We start from the raw sequence: 17,765 nt of genomic DNA, 5'->3' as shown, positions 1-17,765 counted from the left end.
AATGACAAAAGCTGGTTTCGTATCTTTAATTGGACGTCCTAACGCTGGTAAAAGCACACTAATGAACTCACTTTTAGGTGAGAATATAGCAATGGTTAGCCAAAAGGCAAATGCAACTAGAAAACGTTCTAACGCTATTGTAATGCATGGTGATGCACAAATAATATTTGTTGATACTCCAGGACTTCATGAGAGAGAAAAAGTTCTTAACCAGTTTATGCTAGATGAGGCTTTAAAAGCTATGGGGGACTGTGACTTAATAGTTTACTTAGCTCCCGTTACTGACTCAGTAGAGCACTATGAAAAGTTTTTAAAGCTAAACAAAGCTAAAGTCAAACATATAATTGTTTTAAGTAAGATAGATCAAGTAAACCAAGAAAAACTTTTCAAAAGAATTGCTTCATATAATCAATTTTCAGATCAGTTTGAAGCACTTATTCCAGTTGCAATCCCTAAAAAAGTTGGTCATGAAGATTTACTAAAAATCATATCAAAAAATCTACCAGATTCACCCTTTCTTTATGATCCTGATGATTTAACAAGTGAACTTGTACGTGATATCTACGCGGGCTTTATAAGAGAAGGAATCTTTGAAAATGTAAGTGATGAAATACCTTATGAATCTGATGTTCTTATAGATTCTATCGAGGAAGAAGAAGGCATCGATAGAATCCATGCAACTATTATTATAGAAAAAGAGTCTCAAAAAGGAATCATTATTGGTAAAGGTGGAGAATCAATAAAAAGAATTGGTAAATCTGCAAGAGAGAAAATAGAGAGACTAAGTGGAAAAAAAGCATATTTAAACCTGCAAGTAAGTGTTAAAAAAGGCTGGTCCAAAGATAAAGCATTTTTAGAAGAGATAGGATATAAATCATGAAAATTGTTTTTTTAATATTAATCACTTTATCATTACATTCAAGTGACATACTAACTAGCTATAGAATAAATGGCATAAATACAATCGAAAAACAGATGGACTTTGAACTTACAAAAAAAGAGTATTGGAGTGCCTATATAAAAGATATTGATACTACTTTTGGATATATGGAATCTTATCCAAATATTTTAACATGTAATAAAGAAAATTCAACACTTAACTTATATACTAAAGACTCTAATAACACTTATGAATTTAAAAATAAGTATAGTGCATATACAGGTAAAATAAAAGGTGACAAGTTGAAAGAAGGAGACTTGAAGACTCCCGTAGGCATCTATAAAATCACAAAAAAGCTATCAAAAGAGAACAAACTTGATTCATTTTATGGACCTTTAGCATTTGTTACTTCTTATCCAAATACCTATGACAAATATAGAGGAAAGAATGGACATGGCATCTGGATACATGGTCTTCCTACCGAGCAGGAGAGAGATGAGTTTACAAAAGGATGTATCGCTATAGATAATACAAACATAGAGTGCCTAAATAATATAATAGATATAGAGAATACTCTTTTAATTATAAATAGTGATGAAGTAAAAAAAGGAATTTCTAAAGAAATTCTAGTTTCTATTCTTTCTCAACTATATTCATGGAGATATAGCTGGCTTTTTGATGATATAGATGGATATTTAAACTTTTACTCAGAAGGTTTTATTAGATTTGATGGTATGAAATTTGAAAGATTTAAAAAATATAAAACAAGAGTATTTAAGAAAATTGAGAAAAAAACAATAATTTTTAATAACATTAATGTTATTCCATATCCTAACACAAAGAATATATATCAAATAACGTTTAAAGAGCTTTACAAATCTGATACTTTTAAATTCAGTGGAGATAAAACCTTGGTTATTAAGCTTGATAAAACTAATAGCATGAAAATTCTAACAGAAAAATAAAATGTCTATTATCAAATTTAAACTTTTAATTACTTTTTTTTTATTTCTAAGTATTAATCTATTGGCATCTTCAAATATACAACTTATAAAAAAAGAGAATAATGATTCAAATACTACTCTTCTTGTTATTGGTGGTATACATGGCGATGAACCAGGTGGTTACTTTGCAGCTTCAATTTTAGCCACTCACTACGAAATAAAGTCAAAAAATCTTTGGATAGTACCTAATCTAAACAAATCCAGTATTCAAGCCGATAAAAGAGGCTTAAATGGAGATATGAACAGAAAATTTTCTGTTATTAAGAAAAATGATAAAGACAAACAAATTATTGAAGAGATTAAAGATATTATACTTTCTAAAAAAGTGTCTTTAGTTTTAAACCTCCACGATGGAAATGGTTTTTATAGAAAAGAAAATAAAGGTAATATTTTCAACCCGAATTCCTGGGGGCAAACATGTGTTATAGATCAATGTAAATTAAAGCAAGAACAACCATTTGGAAACCTTGATTCTATCGCTTCAATTGTTACCAAAAACATTAATAAAAAGCTTTTAAAAGAGCATCATACTCTTGGCGTTAAAAATACGAATAGTAAGTTTGATGATGAAGCAATGCAACTCTCTCTAACCTACTTTGCTGTTACCAATAATAAACCAGCTTTTGCAATTGAAAGTAGTAAAAACCTCCCCTCACTCTCAAAGAAAGTTTTCTACCAACTCTTGGCAATTGAAGAATTTATGAAAATTATGAAAATATCTTTTAAAAGAAAATTTGATTTAAATGAAATAGAACTAAATAGCATATTAAAAAACTATGGTACCTTAGGGGTAAATAATAATATATCATTAGATTTAGATGATATAAAAAAATCTTTAAGCTTTATTCCGCTAAAATCAAGAGATAATGAATTCTATTTTTCACACCCATTGGGTAGTGTAAAGAAAATTCATGGTAATTTTGTCGTTTATATTGGTAATAAAAAAATAACAACTCTAAAGCCTCAATACTTTAAGATTGCTAAAAATTGTGAACAGAATATTTATATAAAAATTGACAAACAGGTAGCCTCTATTAGACCTGCGTCATCTTTTTTTATTGATGACGATTTTAGCATAGTAAAAAACAGTAGTTTGCGTGTTAATGTTATTGGATTTAAATCAAAAAAACTTCTTAGTGAAAGTGGAGTTGATATAAATCTAAAAGTTTTAGACAAAAACTTTTCTATTGATAAAAGTCATAAACTTTATAGAATAGAATTTTATAAAGATGATAAATTTTGTTCCATGTCGGTGGTTAATTTTAAATAGGGTTATAGCAAATGAATGAAAAATCTGAACACTCTTTTTCAAGTGTAGTATCTATTAATCCATATAAAAACACATATATTAGTGGCATATCTAGCTTTCTTTCAGAAACTGATTCTGCCCAGTACAGCATGGAACAATATGCGATATCATATTTAAATACTAAAAACTTTATAAATTCTCAAATATCTATTTCAAAGAATATTCCCCAAGAAGATCTACATGATGCTATAAATAATAAAGTATATGATGAACTAGCACTAGATCAAGCAGTTCCTTATCAGATACAATTTATTGAAACTTTCAACTCTCTTGATGAGGATAATAGAAACTTTCATGTTTTTATTATTGATCCACTAATAATGGATGAAACTTTTTCACATGTAGTTGAAAAAATAAAATATATTGATGCGATAATCCCTGCTCCATTATTACTAAAATCGTTATATGAAAAAGAAATTATAGAAAGTAGCGATGCTCACTGTTTTATTTACTTTCAAGAAAATGATGCTTTTATTACTGTTTATAATGAAAAAGAATTTCTTTATACAAAATCTATCAATTACTCTTTTTTACAGATGCATGAGAGATTTTGTGAACTATATGGTGAAAGAGTTGAGTATAAAAGCTTTATAGAATTCTTTTGCACTCATAATCTTAAAGAGACTGATAATGATTACAAAGAATACTTCATTAAACTTTATAAAGAAATCTTTGCAAATGTAAATGACATATTAACTTATGTCAAAAGAGCTTATGAACTAGAAAAGATAGAACACGTTTACATAGGCATACAAATGCTAACTGTCACTAAACTTGATGAAATGAGTGAGGTTGAACTTGGCATAAAATCAAGTAACTTTGAGTTTGACTATGGTTTTGAGAGTGATGGAGTTTTTATAGATCAGCTTCACTCTTTAATGCATATATACACAATGCTTCCAGCAGAAGAGAAGTATGATTGTAATTTCACCACATATCATCATCCCCCAAAATTCATGCAAAGAGAGAGTGGTAAACTTATATTACTAAGTGTAGCTTCATTGATCATTGCTTTTATCTATCCTGTTACATACTGGGTTTTAACTTATGCTCAGACTCTTCAATATGATCTCTTAGTTACAGAGTATTCGGAGCTACATAATATTAAAATAACAAGAGAAGCTACTATTAAAAACAGAGAAGCGGACAAAACTAAAGTTGTAACTCTTCTCAATCAAGAGAAAAAAGAGTATGCAGAGAAAAAGACAACTCTAGTAAAAATTCATGATGTAAAAGTTAATTATCCAATGAAAGCTAAACTTTTATCTCTGTTGACAAAAGATTTGAATAAATTTGGTATTAATATTGATTCTTTAGCTTACAAAGAAGATAAAAAGTTAAAAATATTTACACTAAATTTAATTTCAAAAAAAGATAAAAAAATCACAGAGATGGTAGAGTATTTAACTAAAACACATGATGGTGTATTCAATTTTTCACTAGAACATATAGAATTTAAAAAAAAGTCTAAAAAGTACTTCAGTGAGCTAAAAGTGAGTATATTATGAAAATAAATATAGAAGACTATCTACAAAGGATAGATGCATCTTTTAAAGAAAAAAGTCAAAAAGATATATATATGACATATATCATGCTTTTTAGTCTTATTTTTGCCTTTTCATATCTACTTTTTTGGGAAAGTTCTTTAATTAATTTTGAAACAAAGAACAAGCAAATAACAACAATAAATTCTAAAATCAATACAGATAAAAGATTTCTACAAATCAATCCAGAATCAAAAATAACGACACTTGATAGAGAGATTAAAATATCACAAGCCCAACTTCAAGTTAATAAAGAAAATAACGCATATATCAAAAGTAAAATTGAAACTATATCATCTCTAATATATGATGAAAGAACATGGGGTGAGTATATACACTCTATTTCAACTAATGCAAAAAAATATGGTATTAAAATTATAGATTTTAAAAATGAATATGCAAAAAATAACACTTCTTTTGGTCATGTATTAGACATCATTTTAAAAAGTACAGGAAATTACAAAGATACGCTTAGATTTATCAACTCACTAGAGCAAAGTGACTTAGTAGTTGATGTTCATGATTTAAATATTTCAGTAGAAAAAACTCTTAATACAGAGTTATTTATCTCAGTTTGGGGGATTACATATTAATGAAAATATTTATTCTAATAATCTTTTTATTATGTTCAATCACTCTTAGTTCAAATGAACTATCGTGGGTTGACACTCAAATAGATGCTATAAAACCTGCTAGAAAAGGGATGAAGGACGCTGAACTAAACAAAATAAAAGATCCTTTTATATTTTACAAAAATCGTAATAAGAAAAGTTATGTCAAAAGTAGAAAGAAACCAGTAAAATATTCTAGTGTAAGTAAATCTACAACTTCATCAGAAACAAGCAATGATATATTGCAACAACAATCAAAACATCTAGTCCTTAGTGCTATAATTAACAAATCTGCTTTAATAAATGGAAAGTGGTATAAACTAGATGAGCATGTAGGTAGTTTTAAACTATCTAGTATGAATAGGACTTCTGTTGTTTTAATAAAAGGTAGTGCGAAAATTGTTCTTAGAACAAGCGATACCAAACGAAATATAAAATTTAAATAACAGGATAAGAGAATGAAACATATAAAAAAAATAGTTTATGGGTCCCTTTTAACACTTCTTTTATCAAGTAGTAGTTATGCAAACTGCTCTTATGAACTCTTTAGTATCAGTTCAACAAAAGATACACGAATCATTGACTTTGTAGAACAACTTAGTGATGAGTGTGAATTTAGTATTATTGTCACAGACCCTTATGCAGAAAAATTTCTTGAGACAAAGCTTAACAAAACTCATTTAAAAAACTTAACTATAGATGAAGTATTAAGTATTATTTTAAAAGAGAACAACTTATATTATACTCTTGAGAATAATATTTTAAAAATTTCATATCTTAATACAAAAGTTTTTAGTATTGATTATATTCTTTCACAAAGAAAAGGTACAGGAAGTACAAATGTGACACTTAGCTCATCTTCAACTAAAAGCTCATCTTCAACTAAAAGCTCATCTTCAACTACATCAGCAGCATCATCAGGAAATAGTTCAATTGCTGATTCTGGAATTAAAATAGAATCTACAGATGAAGTAAAATTTTGGGAAGAACTTGATTTAGAATTACAAAGAATTATAAATACACCTCAAGATATCTATAAATCTGATGCACCTATTATAAATAAAAATGCAGGTCTTATCACCGTAACTGCTACATTAAAACAAATGAATAGATTGGATGACTATCTTAAAAAACTTCAAGATAAAGTACAACTACAAGTTTTGATAGATGTACAAATCCTCTCAGTAACTATGGAAGAAGGTAAAACTACTGGTATAGACTGGCAACAACTATTTGCACTACAGAAGATAACACTTGGCGTTGATTATCAGTCTTCAAACAATGTAGCTACATTTGCTGATGGTCTCATAGAAACAGTAGGGTCAACTGGTGCGAGTGAAGCGAGCCTAGTTAGTATTAAGGCTGGTGGAACACTAGATGAAGTTATTAAATTTTTGCAGACTCAAGGTGATGTTGTATCAATTTCAAATCCAAAAGTTTTAACTCTTAATAATCAACCTGCACTTATAACAGCAGGTACAGAATATTTTTATAAAATCACAAGTACTGAGACCTTAGCCGGTGGAACAAGTGGTACACAAAGTTCAAATGAAACAGTACAATCAGTATTTGCAGGTGTTCTTCTAGATATAACACCTGAAATTGCTGATAATAAGACCATAACACTAAAAATCAACCCCTCACTCTCAGAAACTGCACAGGTTATTTCTTCAGATAGTTCTTCAAGAGTTATGCCCCCTGACCTTGTTCGTCGCCAACTATCATCGGTTGTAACCGTAAAAGATGGTAATAGAATTATTCTAGGTGGTTTAATAAATACAAAAAATGTTAACACATCTAATCAAGTGCCTATTTTAGGTGATATTCCTATTTTAAGTTATCTTTTTAAATATGAGGAAATGACAAAACAAATACAAGAACTAGTTATTGTCATTGAACCACACATTATCGATAGAACAAATAATAATGTTTCACTTGCTGAACTTGGATTCAAGGGCATAACTGAGGAAACTGTTACATTAAATAAAAAGTCTATATCTAACAAGACAGAAAAAATCTCAAATGAAGCCAATAAAGAAGTAGAAGAAAAGGTGAAATAGGAATATGCAAAACAGCATCTTTAAAGACTCTAAGAATGTATTTCTAGACAATGTAAATGCAAAAGATTATATTCAATTTGACAGAGTTTCAACTATATATCAGTCTCTTAAGGATTCCGTAAAAAAGCCACTTAAAATGATACTCTTATTTGGAAAGCCAGGAACTGGTAAGAGTATGTTTCTTACAAAATTATACCATGACCTCTCATCTTCTGAGAAAATTTACATATATCAAACACCAATTCTTGAAGAAAGTGAATTTTTCAAATCACTTGCTATAGATTTATTCAATGTTAAATATCAGGGAGAACTTAATTTTACGCAATTCATGTTGATTGTTGAGCAAAATATATCAAAAGATACACAAGTACCATTAGTACTTTTAGACGAAGCACAACTCTATTCAAGTTCACAGATGGAAAAGATTAGGCTTTTATCAGATACTAGAAGAGTAAAATTTGTTATTACTCTTCATAAAACACAAAGAGAAGATTTAATAGCAAAAGAGCACTTTCAAACTAGAATATGGGAGACAATAGAACTTGAAAACGCTTCAAATGCTGAACTGAAAATCTACATACAGAAGAAGCTTATGAAGGCAAATTGTTTTGACAGTGCTAATATGTTCTCACAAAAACAGGTTAACCTAATATATAAACTTACAAAAGGAAACTATAGAGATACAAATAAACTTTTATATACACTTTTTGATATCTATTCATGGTACAATGAAAATAATCCATCCAGCTTAAACACAAATGTAATCTCAAAGAAAATAGTTGAAATGTCAGCTATACATACAGGTTTAATTAATGCTTAATGTTAATAATTTAGAAAAAAGATGGCGCAAATATAAGATCAAATCTTATGTGCCTCATATTGTAATTTTTATAAGCTTATCAATTATTTTTGTTATTATTTCTATTGTTAAAAATAATGAATTACATAATAATACTATAGAAGAAGTAAAAATAGAAAAAGAAGTTGATGAAGTAAAACTTGTGACTAAACAAAATGCAATAAGTATTAATGAGAATAAAAAACTTCTTCTATCTCCATCATTAAATTTCATCTCAAACATAAAACATAGTTCAATATCTCGTTATGACAACGGTGAAGTCGACTCTAGCAAGGTACAAAAGAAAAATAAAGTACAAAAGAAAAAAATAAAGAAACCAGAAGTTGTTGAAACAAAAGAAATTAAAAAAACAATTGAAAAAAAATCAATACAAATTACTAGGCAAAATACTCAAGAAGATATAGAGCATGTTATTAAACGATTTAAAAAGAATAATAATCCGGCACTTAGTCTCTTTGTTGCAAAAAAATATTATGAATTAGAGGATTATCATAAGTCTTATAATTATGCCCTTATCACAAACGAAATAAATGACAATATTGAAGCTAGTTGGATTATCTTTGCAAAATCGTTAGTAAAAATCAATGAAAAAGATGAGGCTATTAAAACCCTAGAAAAATATATCCAACACTCATATTCTAATCAAGCCAAAATACTTTTAGATGAGATAAAATCAGGAGAATTTAAATGAAAATATTATTAATACTATTATTTAGCATTAGCTTATTTGCAGATATAAAACAAAACATGCTTAGCCTCTACCAAAATAAGAAATATGAAAATGTTTGCAGAATAGGTTTTGACAATTTTAAAAAGTATAAAAAAGATGAAGAATTTGTTTCATTATATGCCTTTGCTTGTCTAAATTCAGACTATATAGACCGTTTGGCTATACCAATAGCAATGTTAAAATTTTCTCCTGAAGCTCGTGCAAACTCTGCGTACTTTTCTGTAATACTTATGCAAAAAAAACTACTTTATCATGCTCTGGTTGACAACTATGATTTATCCTCTTTAAATCTACCTACAACAGACTATGTTTTATCTAAGGTATTTGATTTTTATGCAAAACTAGGTGTTCATGAACGAATGGATTTTTATCTCTTTGAAGATGAAAAAGACAGTAAACTAACATATAAACTATACCTTACTAAAGACACGAAACTTAAAAAAGTAGTTATTGAAGAGTTTTATGACACTAAAACTCTACAACGACATATTTACTGGTAAATGGGGCTAAATTATGGATAGAATAACCAATGATTTACTTGCAAATGGTTCAATTATGCAAGCTCAAGTTGATAGGCTTTTATCAAAAGGCTTAAGTTCAGATCTTATACTCAGAGATATTACACTCTCTGGCTTTATGACTATGGATAGATTAATTCGTTTTATAGTTGTACAAATCAGAAATGGTGTTTATGAATTGTCTATTCTTGACAACTATGACTATATCGATGAAAAGGAAGTTCTTCAAAAACTTTCAAAAGAGCTAGAATTGGCTTTTTTAGATTTAGATGCAATTGATATGGACTACCAACTGACCAGCAAAGTCCCATTGGCTCAGTTAAAAAAATATATAGCCCTTCCTATCTCTCAAGATGACATGCATGTAATAATAGCTTTTAGTGATCCATTAAATATTGAAGCTCAAGAAGCTATTCAAAGACTCTTTTCAAGAAAGATTGTAAAAATTGCTACTGCTACAAAAAAGCAAATTCAGTCATACCTATTTAAAGTTGAACTAAAAGATAGTGTAAAAGGCTTAATTAAGAAAATACGCGATGAACTAAACTCTATTAATTCTATTGAAGAACAGCAAGAAGCCTCATCAATACTCTTGCTAATTGATGTGATTTTAAAAGCTTGTATACGTGCTAGAGCAAGTGATGTTCACATCGAGCCAACAGAGAAGAACTGTGTTGTTCGTGCTCGTGTTGATGGGAAACTAGCAGAGATATTTATTTTTGAAAAAGACATATATCCACCTTTAGCATCAAGACTTAAACTACTTGCCAACCTAGATATTGCTGAAAAGAGAAAACCTCAAGATGGACGTTTTTCTACTGCTGTGGGTGAAAGAGAATATGACTTTCGTATATCTACTCTACCTATTCTTTATGGTGAGTCTATTGTTATGCGTGTTCTGGATAAGGCAAAGGCTCTCGTAAAGCTCGAAGATGCAGGCATGGATACACTTAGTTACAAGAAGCTGTTAAAAGGTCTTAAAGAGCCTTTTGGAATCATATTAGTTACAGGACCAACTGGAAGTGGAAAAACCACAACTTTGTATGGAGCATTAAATGAACTTAGGAATGTAGCAGATAAGGTAATTACGGTTGAAGACCCGGTAGAGTATAGGATGAATCTAATTCAGCAAGTCCAAGTCAATCCAAAAATTGGTCTAAGTTTTGCAGATGCACTTAGATCGATTCTTAGACAAGATCCAGATAAAATTATGATTGGTGAGATTCGTGACCAAGAAACACTTGAAATTGCGATAAAAGCTGCTCTAACTGGACACATGGTTATTTCTACTCTACACACAAATAATGCAATTAGTGCTATTCCCCGTATGGTAGATATGGGAATAGAAAATTACCTAATAAGTGGTGCATTAGTAGCAATACAGGCGCAAAGATTAGTTAGAAAAATATGTTCTAAATGTAAAATAGTTGAAAAAATTCCAGCGTCTACATTAGAAGAACTAGAAAACTTTATACCAGAGAATGCAATATTTTACAAGGGACAAGGTTGTAAAGAGTGTAACGACACTGGATATATGGGAAGAGAGATGATTTGTGAGGTCTTGAATGTTACAGAAGAACTCTCATCCCTCATTGCTAAAGGTGCACCAAAAGATGCAATGTTGGCTCAAGCTACTAAAGATGGATTTATTGGAATATTTGAAAATGGGATTCAAAAAGCGTTGGATGGGATTACAAGTATTGAAGAAATATTAAGAGTGGCTAAAGGATGAAATATTTTGTTGCAACAATACTTACAAAAGGAAAAAGAGAAGAGATTCCATTATATGCAAAAAATAGAAAAGAAGCTAATGATTATGCCAAACTAAAACATTCCGGATTAATTATAAAAGTAGTTGAAGCAAAAGAACCATTGGAAGAACAACTAAAAAGATTAAAGACAAGTTTTTTTCAAAACATAAAAAAGAGAAAAATTAAACCAGATGCACTTATAGCTTCAATTAGACAGTTAGCAGTTATGACTAATGCCGGAATTTCTATCCACGATTCACTTAGTGAAATCTCAGCTTCAACTGATGAGCAAGCTTTAAAATATGTATTTGGAAAACTAGCTGATGATATTAATGCAGGTCATGCCTTGTCAAATTCTATGGAAAACTTTCGCTTTGAACTTGGTAATCTAACAATTGCAATGGTACAACTTGGGGAAAAGACTGGTAATTTAGATGAGGCACTTTATGCACTAGCAGACATGCTTGAAGAGATTCGTGCAAATATTATTAAGTTTAAAAAAGCAATGGCATACCCTAGAAATGTAATGATAGCAATGGCAATAGCCTTTAGTATTTTAATCTCTTATGTCGTACCACAATTTAAAGATATTTTTGAATCATTAAATGCAGAGCTTCCAATGCCTACACAAATACTACTAACACTAGAGTATTTATTTAATAACTATGGTCCATATGTTTTAGCCGTACTCTTTTTATCTTTTATGACTTTTAAATATCTTATCAATAATTATAAAGATATTAGATTTGGATGGCATAAGTTTTTACTTAGGACATACCTTATAAATAATATTATAAAGTTTTCTACTCTTAGTCGTTTTACTCTGGTTTTTTCAGAACTTATCCGTGCTGGAATTCCAATTGCTGAAGCACTAGAGACTTCAATATCTATGATAGATAATCTGCCTCTTAAACTCAAGCTATCTTCAGTTAGATTGACTGTTGAAAAAGGTGGCACTCTAAATAATGGTCTAGCAGAGACTAAACTTTTTGAGAATATGATTATTCAAATGGTTAGAGCAGGAGAAGATAGTGGTACATTAGATACTATGATAAAGAAAGTTGCTGAGTACTATAAAATGAGATTCGACGCTATTATCGATGGTCTATCAGAAGCAATAGAACCAATAATGCTACTTATAATTGCATCTATGGTTATTCTTTTAGCTCTTGGTATATTCTTACCTATGTGGGATATGGGTAATGCTGTTCAAGGTAGGTAGATATTTATATCTACTCTACAACTTTTACTAATCTATCCATTTTTTTTAAAAACTTTTCAATATTTTCTTTGCTTGATTTTAACTTATAAATAGCTCCTGTATCATAAGCTTTTTCAACTATGTCTATATAAAATTCTTCACACTCATATTCAACCATTCTAATATTAGAGTACTCAAAATAAACTTCAACTTCTACCTCTAGTTTATACTCAAAAAGTTCAGCTTTAGCTATAACCAAGTTTACTGCTTCACTATATGCACGCACAAGTCCGCCAGTACCAAGTTTAGTACCTCCAAAGTATCTTACTATAATTACTGCACTGTTTATTATAGAAGAACCTTGTAGGACCATTAAGCTTGGTTTACCGGACGTTCCCTTTGGTTCTCCATCATCACTAGAATGTTCTACAACTTGATTAAATTCATTTAGATATCTATATGCAACAACAAAATGTCTAGCTTTTGGATGCTCTTGTTTAAGGTAATTAAGTGTTTTTTGAAACTCTAAGTAAGGGGTGAGGTAAGCAATAAATTTAGATTGCTTTACCTCAAGAGTATTAGTGTAGATTTGATTAATAAATTTCATTTTAAATTATGCTAAATTTGTAAATACCTTCTGTACATCTTCATCATCTTCAAGTCTTTCTAATATTTTATCTATATCAGCTTGTTGTTCATCACTGATATTTACCGGTACATTCGCCATTCTTTCAAGGTTTGCTTTTGTAATTTCTATATCCATACCCTCAAGAGCATCAGTAAGTGTTCCAAAGCTTGTATAGTCACCTGTAACCAAACAAACTCCATCTTCTGCTTCTATCTCTTCAAGCCCTGCATCTATTAGCTCAAGTTCAAGTTCTTCTACGTCCATACCATCTTTTAAAGAAAATTCTATAAGAGCTTTTCTATCAAACATAAACTCTAATGAACCATTAGTCAGTAATTCTCCACCATGCTTTGTAAGTATATTTTTTACATTAGCAACAGTTCTAGTATTATTATCAGTCATACACTCTATAAAAAGTAAAACACCATGTGGAGCCTTTCCTTCAAAGTTGACTTCTAGCATACTTTCAGTATCTTTTGCTGATGCTCGTTTTATCGCTGCTTCAATATTATCTTTAGGCATATTTTCAGCTTTAGCATTTATAATTGCTGTACGAAGCTTAGAGTTCATATCTGGATCGCTACTACCCTCTTTTGCCGCCATTGTAATTATTTTACCGAGTTTTGGAAACAATTTTGACATTGCTCCCCATCTTTTCATTTTTGATGCTTTTCTATATTCAAAGGCTCTACCCATAATTTTCTCCTAACTAATTTGCGAGATGATAAGTGCACCATCTTCGCTATAATCTATAACTATTTTACTAGTTTCATCTTCTTTGACTAAATTAATTGTTAATTTTTATAAGTTATAAATTGTGCTTTAAAACGTTATAATCTTCGTTATTTAATATTTTTAACACCTATAAAACTATATTTTAAATTCAAAAATGTATAATACCATATATATATCGATTTTAAGGATTTGAATGAGACTTAGTTTCAAACTTAAACACTATTTTTTCAGTGCCTTTCGTGAACTTTTTGTTCATCATCATGGGTCATTAGAATTTCGTGCTAAAATTTTTGCACTCTTAATAGTTTCCAATGAAGAAGTGGATGATGAGAGTTATGAAGTTGTAAAAAATATTGGTATGAATATATACAATAATGATGAAGATAGAGCCAACTTACTTATGCTTTCTACAAAAGAGTTAGTTAAAAAAGTACAAGACAACAATGGTTTAGATATCGACACGCTTGTATCACATATACAAAAAGAGTTAAAAATTATTCCTAGATATGCAAAGAAAATAGATATAGACTCTCTTCTTCCTATTATAAACTTAACAAGAGATAGTGATACAATCTCGTATCAAGAAAATATTCTAGAATTTTTAAAAAGATTAAAAGAGGAGACTCTTCACAACAAAAAAACTCAAATTGCTAAAGATGAAGAAAATTTAATAACTAAATATTAAATTTCTCTTTATCAAAAAAACTATCCACTGAAATGTTTTTAAATGCAGCATTCATTGACGTAAATAGTGAAGGAAACTCTTTTTCCATTCTAGATAGCATCCCTTTCATATTTGCACGGGCATGTGGCATCTTAATATCAAAACGCATAGCAGGACAGGCTTCATCACCAATGGTATCTATATTATTATCAACTACAAAGGCTGATAATTGTCTCTCTCTCATCTGAATAAGAGGGCGTATAATAACTAATCCATTCTCAGCTTTGTATTTTGGAGCAAGAGATCGCATCTGACCATTATAGATAAAATTCATAAAGAAACTCTCCGCAGCATCATCCATATGGTGACCAAGAGCGAGTTTATTGCACCCATTTTTTTCAGCTATGCCATAAAGTGTTCCTCTTCTCATTCTTGAGAAAAAGCTACAAAATGATGAATTTTTCCTTATTTTTTCTTCTGCCAATTCATAAATTTTAGTATCATGTACAATATGCGGTATATTATACTCTTTACAATGCTGAGATAAACTATCAAAATTCTCACCCATCCCATAACCAACTGTTACAGCTATAAACTCAAATTTAAAAGGAGCCCGTCGTTGTTGTTCAGCCATAGCATGTATCATAGTTAGAGAATCTTTACCACCACTTAGTCCAACTAAAATCTTGTCACCCTCTTGGATAAGATTAAACTCGGCATTTGTACGACCAAGTTTTGACATTATTTTTTTAGATGGGCATATTTTTTTCATTTAGTGTTATTTGCAATAAGCTTATCTACCATTTTCATAATAAACTCAGCTGATATAATCGCGCTTGATTCCATAAATTCATCAAAAGAAAAACTCGCATCTGTATCAGCAGTATCACTAATAGCACGAAGTATAAAAAATGGTATATTTAAAGATTTACAAACAACTGCTACGGAACCACCTTCCATCTCTAGGGCATCTGCATTGAAATTCTTTACAATGTTATCTTTAATATTTTCATCATGCACAAATTGGTCACCTGTAGCAATAATGCCCTCTTGCAGAGTTTTACCTAACTCTTTTGCAACTTCTTTTGAAAGTTCTATTAATCCCTTATCTGCATCAACAAATACACTACCACCAGGAACAAAACCCATAGGATGACCAAATGCAGTTATATCTAAATCATGTTGAGATAAGCTTGTTGCTACAATCAAGTCTCCAATCTTTAAAGTTGGATTAATTGCACCAGCTACACCACTAAAAAGTAGTATGTCACAATTAAAATGCTCTATCATTGTAGCACTTGTTAATGTAGAAAAAACTTTACCAATTTTAGAGTAAGCTACAACAATATCAACACCATTATATGAAGCTTCATAATACTCATTATCTGCATATTTAGTTGTTTTATATGTTCCTAATTTTTTTAGTATTGGAGCTACTTCTTCAGGCATTGCACCCATTATTGCTATTTTCATATTTATTCCTTTTTATAGTGTAAATCTCTTTGACGAGCAAATATTATATATTTAGCCGGAAAAAAAAAGATTTACTCTAATATTTTAAATGTTTTTGTTATTGTTTCATAACGCGGTAGTTGATGTATTATATTACCGCCATTATCTACTATGCAGCTTGCACCCCAAAACCCTAGTCCATCTTCAAAACCTACTCTATTAACAAAAATAACTTTTGCACTACACTCGCGTGCTACTGTTTTAATTATTGAATACCACTTTTCTTCAATAAACAAGCCATCATCACTGAATCCACGAGCTGGAGATGCTACAAGAGCTATGATTAAATCAGGATTTTCATTTATCAAATCAACATGAACAGATTCATGCCATAAATCTTCACAGACCAGCATAGATGTTTTACCAAACTGACTTACAAAGCTTTCAAATATTTCACCGGCTTTAAAATATCTAGCCTCTTCAAACATTCCGTAGTTTGGAAGATGAACTTTATTATGCTGACTTAAAAGTTTGCCATTTGAAAAGTAAAGAGCTGCATTTCTAAATCCATTGGCATCTTTCATTGCAGCACCTACAACAATATCCACATCTTTGCTTAAAATTTCTATTTTACTAAGTTCATCTATATCCCAAGCATCTTCATAAAGTTTATCTTGTAGCAGATAGCCATTCAAAGACAACTCACAAAATACTATTAAATCACTTCTATTTTTAAACTCTTCTATAGTCTTGCAGATATCATCTAAATTAGAACGATTCAACTTCGGTGATGTTTGAGCAAGTGTAACTCTCATTTTAGTTGCAAATTTCCTCTGTAACTTTCTCAAGACTAGCCATATCAGAGATGTTAAGTGTTTTAAGATCTTTAGCAATTCTACGATTTAAACCTTTTAAAGTAACACCATTACCAAATTCTATAGCCATATCAATATCATCAGCAATTGCTAAAATTGATTGTTTATATTTTACAGGCTTAACTAATTGATCTTTTAATAAGGATACTGCTTCATCTTTTGTTGAGTAGCCAAGAGTAGAAACATTTGAAACAACGGGTGCTTCAAAATTTTCTCTAATCATAGACTCCATTAAACTCTCTAAAGGAGCTTGAGCTGCTGATAACAATTCACAATGACTTGCAACAGACATGTTTAAAAGAAGAGCTCTTTTAGCCCCTGCTTTTTTAAAAGTATCTTCTAGTGATATTAAATCAGTTTTTATTCCAGCAATAACTAATTGACCATCTTGATTATAATTTGCAGGCCAAACTTTTTTACCTGCTTCTAGAGCAGTAGCGCAGATATCTTCTATAGAGCTATCATCTAATCCAACGATTGCCATCATACCTGCATCTATATCGGAACAAGCATCTTGCATTAATTGTCCACGTCTATGAACAAGTTCAACTGCATCAACATAATCTATCGCACCACTAGCGCATAAAGCAGAAAACTCACCAAGTGAATGACCTAAAAAAAGTGTAGCTTCAATATTAGGACATGCTTCTTTAAAAAGACGGTAAGCTATCATTTGTGTTAATAATATAGCTGGTTGAGTATATGCCGTCTGAGAGAGCATATCATTTTCTTTAAAAATCAACTCGTCAAAATTAACACCAATTCGCTCACCAGCTTTACTGAACATCTCTTTTGCTATATCTGAATTATTGTAAAAGTCCTGTCCCATACCTACTGCCTGACTTCCCTGTCCTGCAAATATCATTGCTATTTTACTCATATTTTATTTTTCCTTATTCTATTGTATAATTATATCAAAATGTGACGAATCGCGTGGGCTTTGT

At 30.3% G+C, this 17,765-nt stretch carries 19 protein-coding genes; 13 read left to right on the top strand and 6 right to left on the bottom strand.

All coding sequences use genetic code 11. The annotated features are described in order from the left end of the window. Position 1 precedes the first annotated feature (1 nt). Genes era through ACLHDE_RS05180 form a run of 12 tightly spaced genes read left to right on the top strand, consistent with a single transcriptional unit; the run spans position 2 to position 12,488 of the window. Positions 2–880 (top strand): GTPase Era, encoded by an 879-nt coding sequence (gene era, locus ACLHDE_RS05235; protein ID WP_415398151.1) that lies wholly within the window; start codon positions 2–4, stop codon positions 878–880. Continuing rightward, positions 877–1,845: a L,D-transpeptidase family protein gene (locus ACLHDE_RS05230; protein ID WP_415398150.1), complete on the top strand. Its 969-nt coding sequence runs from the start codon at positions 877–879 to the stop codon at positions 1,843–1,845. Before era ends, ACLHDE_RS05230 begins: the two co-directional genes overlap by 4 nt. A 1-nt stretch (position 1,846) precedes the next feature. Continuing rightward, complete coding sequence (locus tag ACLHDE_RS05225) at positions 1,847–3,154, top strand: M99 family carboxypeptidase catalytic domain-containing protein (protein WP_415398149.1); 1,308 nt, start codon at positions 1,847–1,849, stop codon at positions 3,152–3,154. A gap of 11 nt (positions 3,155–3,165) precedes the next feature. Continuing rightward, entirely contained in the window at positions 3,166–4,701 is a 1,536-nt protein-coding gene (locus ACLHDE_RS05220; protein ID WP_415398148.1) for a hypothetical protein, read from the top strand. Further along, positions 4,698–5,330: a type 4a pilus biogenesis protein PilO gene (gene pilO / locus ACLHDE_RS05215; RefSeq protein ID WP_415398147.1), complete on the top strand. Its 633-nt coding sequence runs from the start codon at positions 4,698–4,700 to the stop codon at positions 5,328–5,330. Before ACLHDE_RS05220 ends, pilO begins: the two co-directional genes overlap by 4 nt. Continuing rightward, positions 5,330–5,794 carry a hypothetical protein gene (locus ACLHDE_RS05210; protein ID WP_415398146.1) on the top strand — a complete coding sequence of 155 codons (465 nt, stop codon included), beginning with the start codon at positions 5,330–5,332 and terminating at the stop codon, positions 5,792–5,794. Before pilO ends, ACLHDE_RS05210 begins: the two co-directional genes overlap by 1 nt. Before the next feature lie 12 nt (positions 5,795–5,806). Continuing rightward, complete coding sequence (gene mshL, locus ACLHDE_RS05205; RefSeq protein WP_415398145.1) at positions 5,807–7,408, top strand: pilus (MSHA type) biogenesis protein MshL; 1,602 nt, start codon at positions 5,807–5,809, stop codon at positions 7,406–7,408. Between the two features lie 4 nt (positions 7,409–7,412). Beyond that, the gene (locus ACLHDE_RS05200; RefSeq protein ID WP_415398144.1) at positions 7,413–8,228 is read left to right on the top strand and encodes an AAA family ATPase; all 816 of its coding nucleotides are present in this window, start codon (positions 7,413–7,415) and stop codon (positions 8,226–8,228) included. Continuing rightward, positions 8,221–8,958 (top strand): CDC27 family protein, encoded by a 738-nt coding sequence (locus tag ACLHDE_RS05195; RefSeq protein ID WP_415398143.1) that lies wholly within the window; start codon positions 8,221–8,223, stop codon positions 8,956–8,958. Before ACLHDE_RS05200 ends, ACLHDE_RS05195 begins: the two co-directional genes overlap by 8 nt. Next, the gene (locus ACLHDE_RS05190) at positions 8,955–9,497 is read left to right on the top strand and encodes a hypothetical protein (protein WP_415398142.1); all 543 of its coding nucleotides are present in this window, start codon (positions 8,955–8,957) and stop codon (positions 9,495–9,497) included. Before ACLHDE_RS05195 ends, ACLHDE_RS05190 begins: the two co-directional genes overlap by 4 nt. A gap of 13 nt (positions 9,498–9,510) precedes the next feature. Then, positions 9,511–11,247 carry a GspE/PulE family protein gene (locus tag ACLHDE_RS05185; protein WP_415398141.1) on the top strand — a complete coding sequence of 579 codons (1,737 nt, stop codon included), beginning with the start codon at positions 9,511–9,513 and terminating at the stop codon, positions 11,245–11,247. Beyond that, positions 11,244–12,488, top strand: a complete 1,245-nt coding sequence (locus ACLHDE_RS05180; RefSeq protein WP_415398140.1) for a type II secretion system F family protein — start codon at positions 11,244–11,246, stop codon at positions 12,486–12,488. Before ACLHDE_RS05185 ends, ACLHDE_RS05180 begins: the two co-directional genes overlap by 4 nt. 10 nt (positions 12,489–12,498) lie before the next feature. On the opposite strand, the gene ACLHDE_RS05175 is transcribed toward ACLHDE_RS05180, so the two are convergent. Both ACLHDE_RS05175 and ACLHDE_RS05170 read right to left on the bottom strand, forming a co-directional pair. Next, positions 12,499–13,074: a YigZ family protein gene (locus ACLHDE_RS05175; RefSeq protein WP_415398139.1), complete on the bottom strand. Its 576-nt coding sequence runs from the start codon at positions 13,072–13,074 to the stop codon at positions 12,499–12,501. Positions 13,075–13,080: 6 nt separating this feature from the next. Next, positions 13,081–13,791, bottom strand: coding sequence for a YebC/PmpR family DNA-binding transcriptional regulator (locus tag ACLHDE_RS05170; RefSeq protein ID WP_415398138.1), 711 nt, complete (start codon positions 13,789–13,791; stop codon positions 13,081–13,083). 232 nt (positions 13,792–14,023) lie between these two features. On the opposite strand from ACLHDE_RS05170, the gene ACLHDE_RS05165 reads away from it, so the two are divergent. After that, positions 14,024–14,515, top strand: coding sequence for a hypothetical protein (locus ACLHDE_RS05165; protein ID WP_415398137.1), 492 nt, complete (start codon positions 14,024–14,026; stop codon positions 14,513–14,515). Here ACLHDE_RS05165 and ACLHDE_RS05160 read toward each other — a convergent pair. From ACLHDE_RS05160 to fabD, 4 genes are all read right to left on the bottom strand, one after another. After that, a complete protein-coding gene (locus ACLHDE_RS05160; RefSeq protein WP_415398136.1) occupies positions 14,505–15,266 on the bottom strand; it encodes a tRNA 2-thiocytidine biosynthesis TtcA family protein in 762 nt (253 codons plus the stop codon). The genes ACLHDE_RS05165 and ACLHDE_RS05160 overlap by 11 nt on opposite strands. After that, on the bottom strand, positions 15,263–15,967 hold the full coding sequence (locus ACLHDE_RS05155; protein ID WP_415398135.1) for a 5'-methylthioadenosine/adenosylhomocysteine nucleosidase: 705 nt from the start codon (positions 15,965–15,967) through the stop codon (positions 15,263–15,265). Before ACLHDE_RS05155 ends, ACLHDE_RS05160 begins: the two co-directional genes overlap by 4 nt. A 71-nt stretch (positions 15,968–16,038) precedes the next feature. Next, positions 16,039–16,761 (bottom strand): nitrilase-related carbon-nitrogen hydrolase, encoded by a 723-nt coding sequence (locus tag ACLHDE_RS05150; protein WP_415398134.1) that lies wholly within the window; start codon positions 16,759–16,761, stop codon positions 16,039–16,041. Between the two features lies 1 nt (position 16,762). Further along, positions 16,763–17,701: an ACP S-malonyltransferase gene (fabD, locus tag ACLHDE_RS05145; RefSeq protein WP_415398133.1), complete on the bottom strand. Its 939-nt coding sequence runs from the start codon at positions 17,699–17,701 to the stop codon at positions 16,763–16,765. Positions 17,702–17,765: the final 64 nt, after the last annotated feature.

Origin of the sequence: Sulfurimonas iocasae (assembly GCF_047716755.1) — a bacterium.
Lineage (GTDB): Bacteria > Campylobacterota > Campylobacteria > Campylobacterales > Sulfurimonadaceae > Sulfurimonas.
The sequence above is the reverse complement of the archived record's forward strand: the minus strand, read 5'-3'. Positions and strand labels throughout refer to the sequence as shown.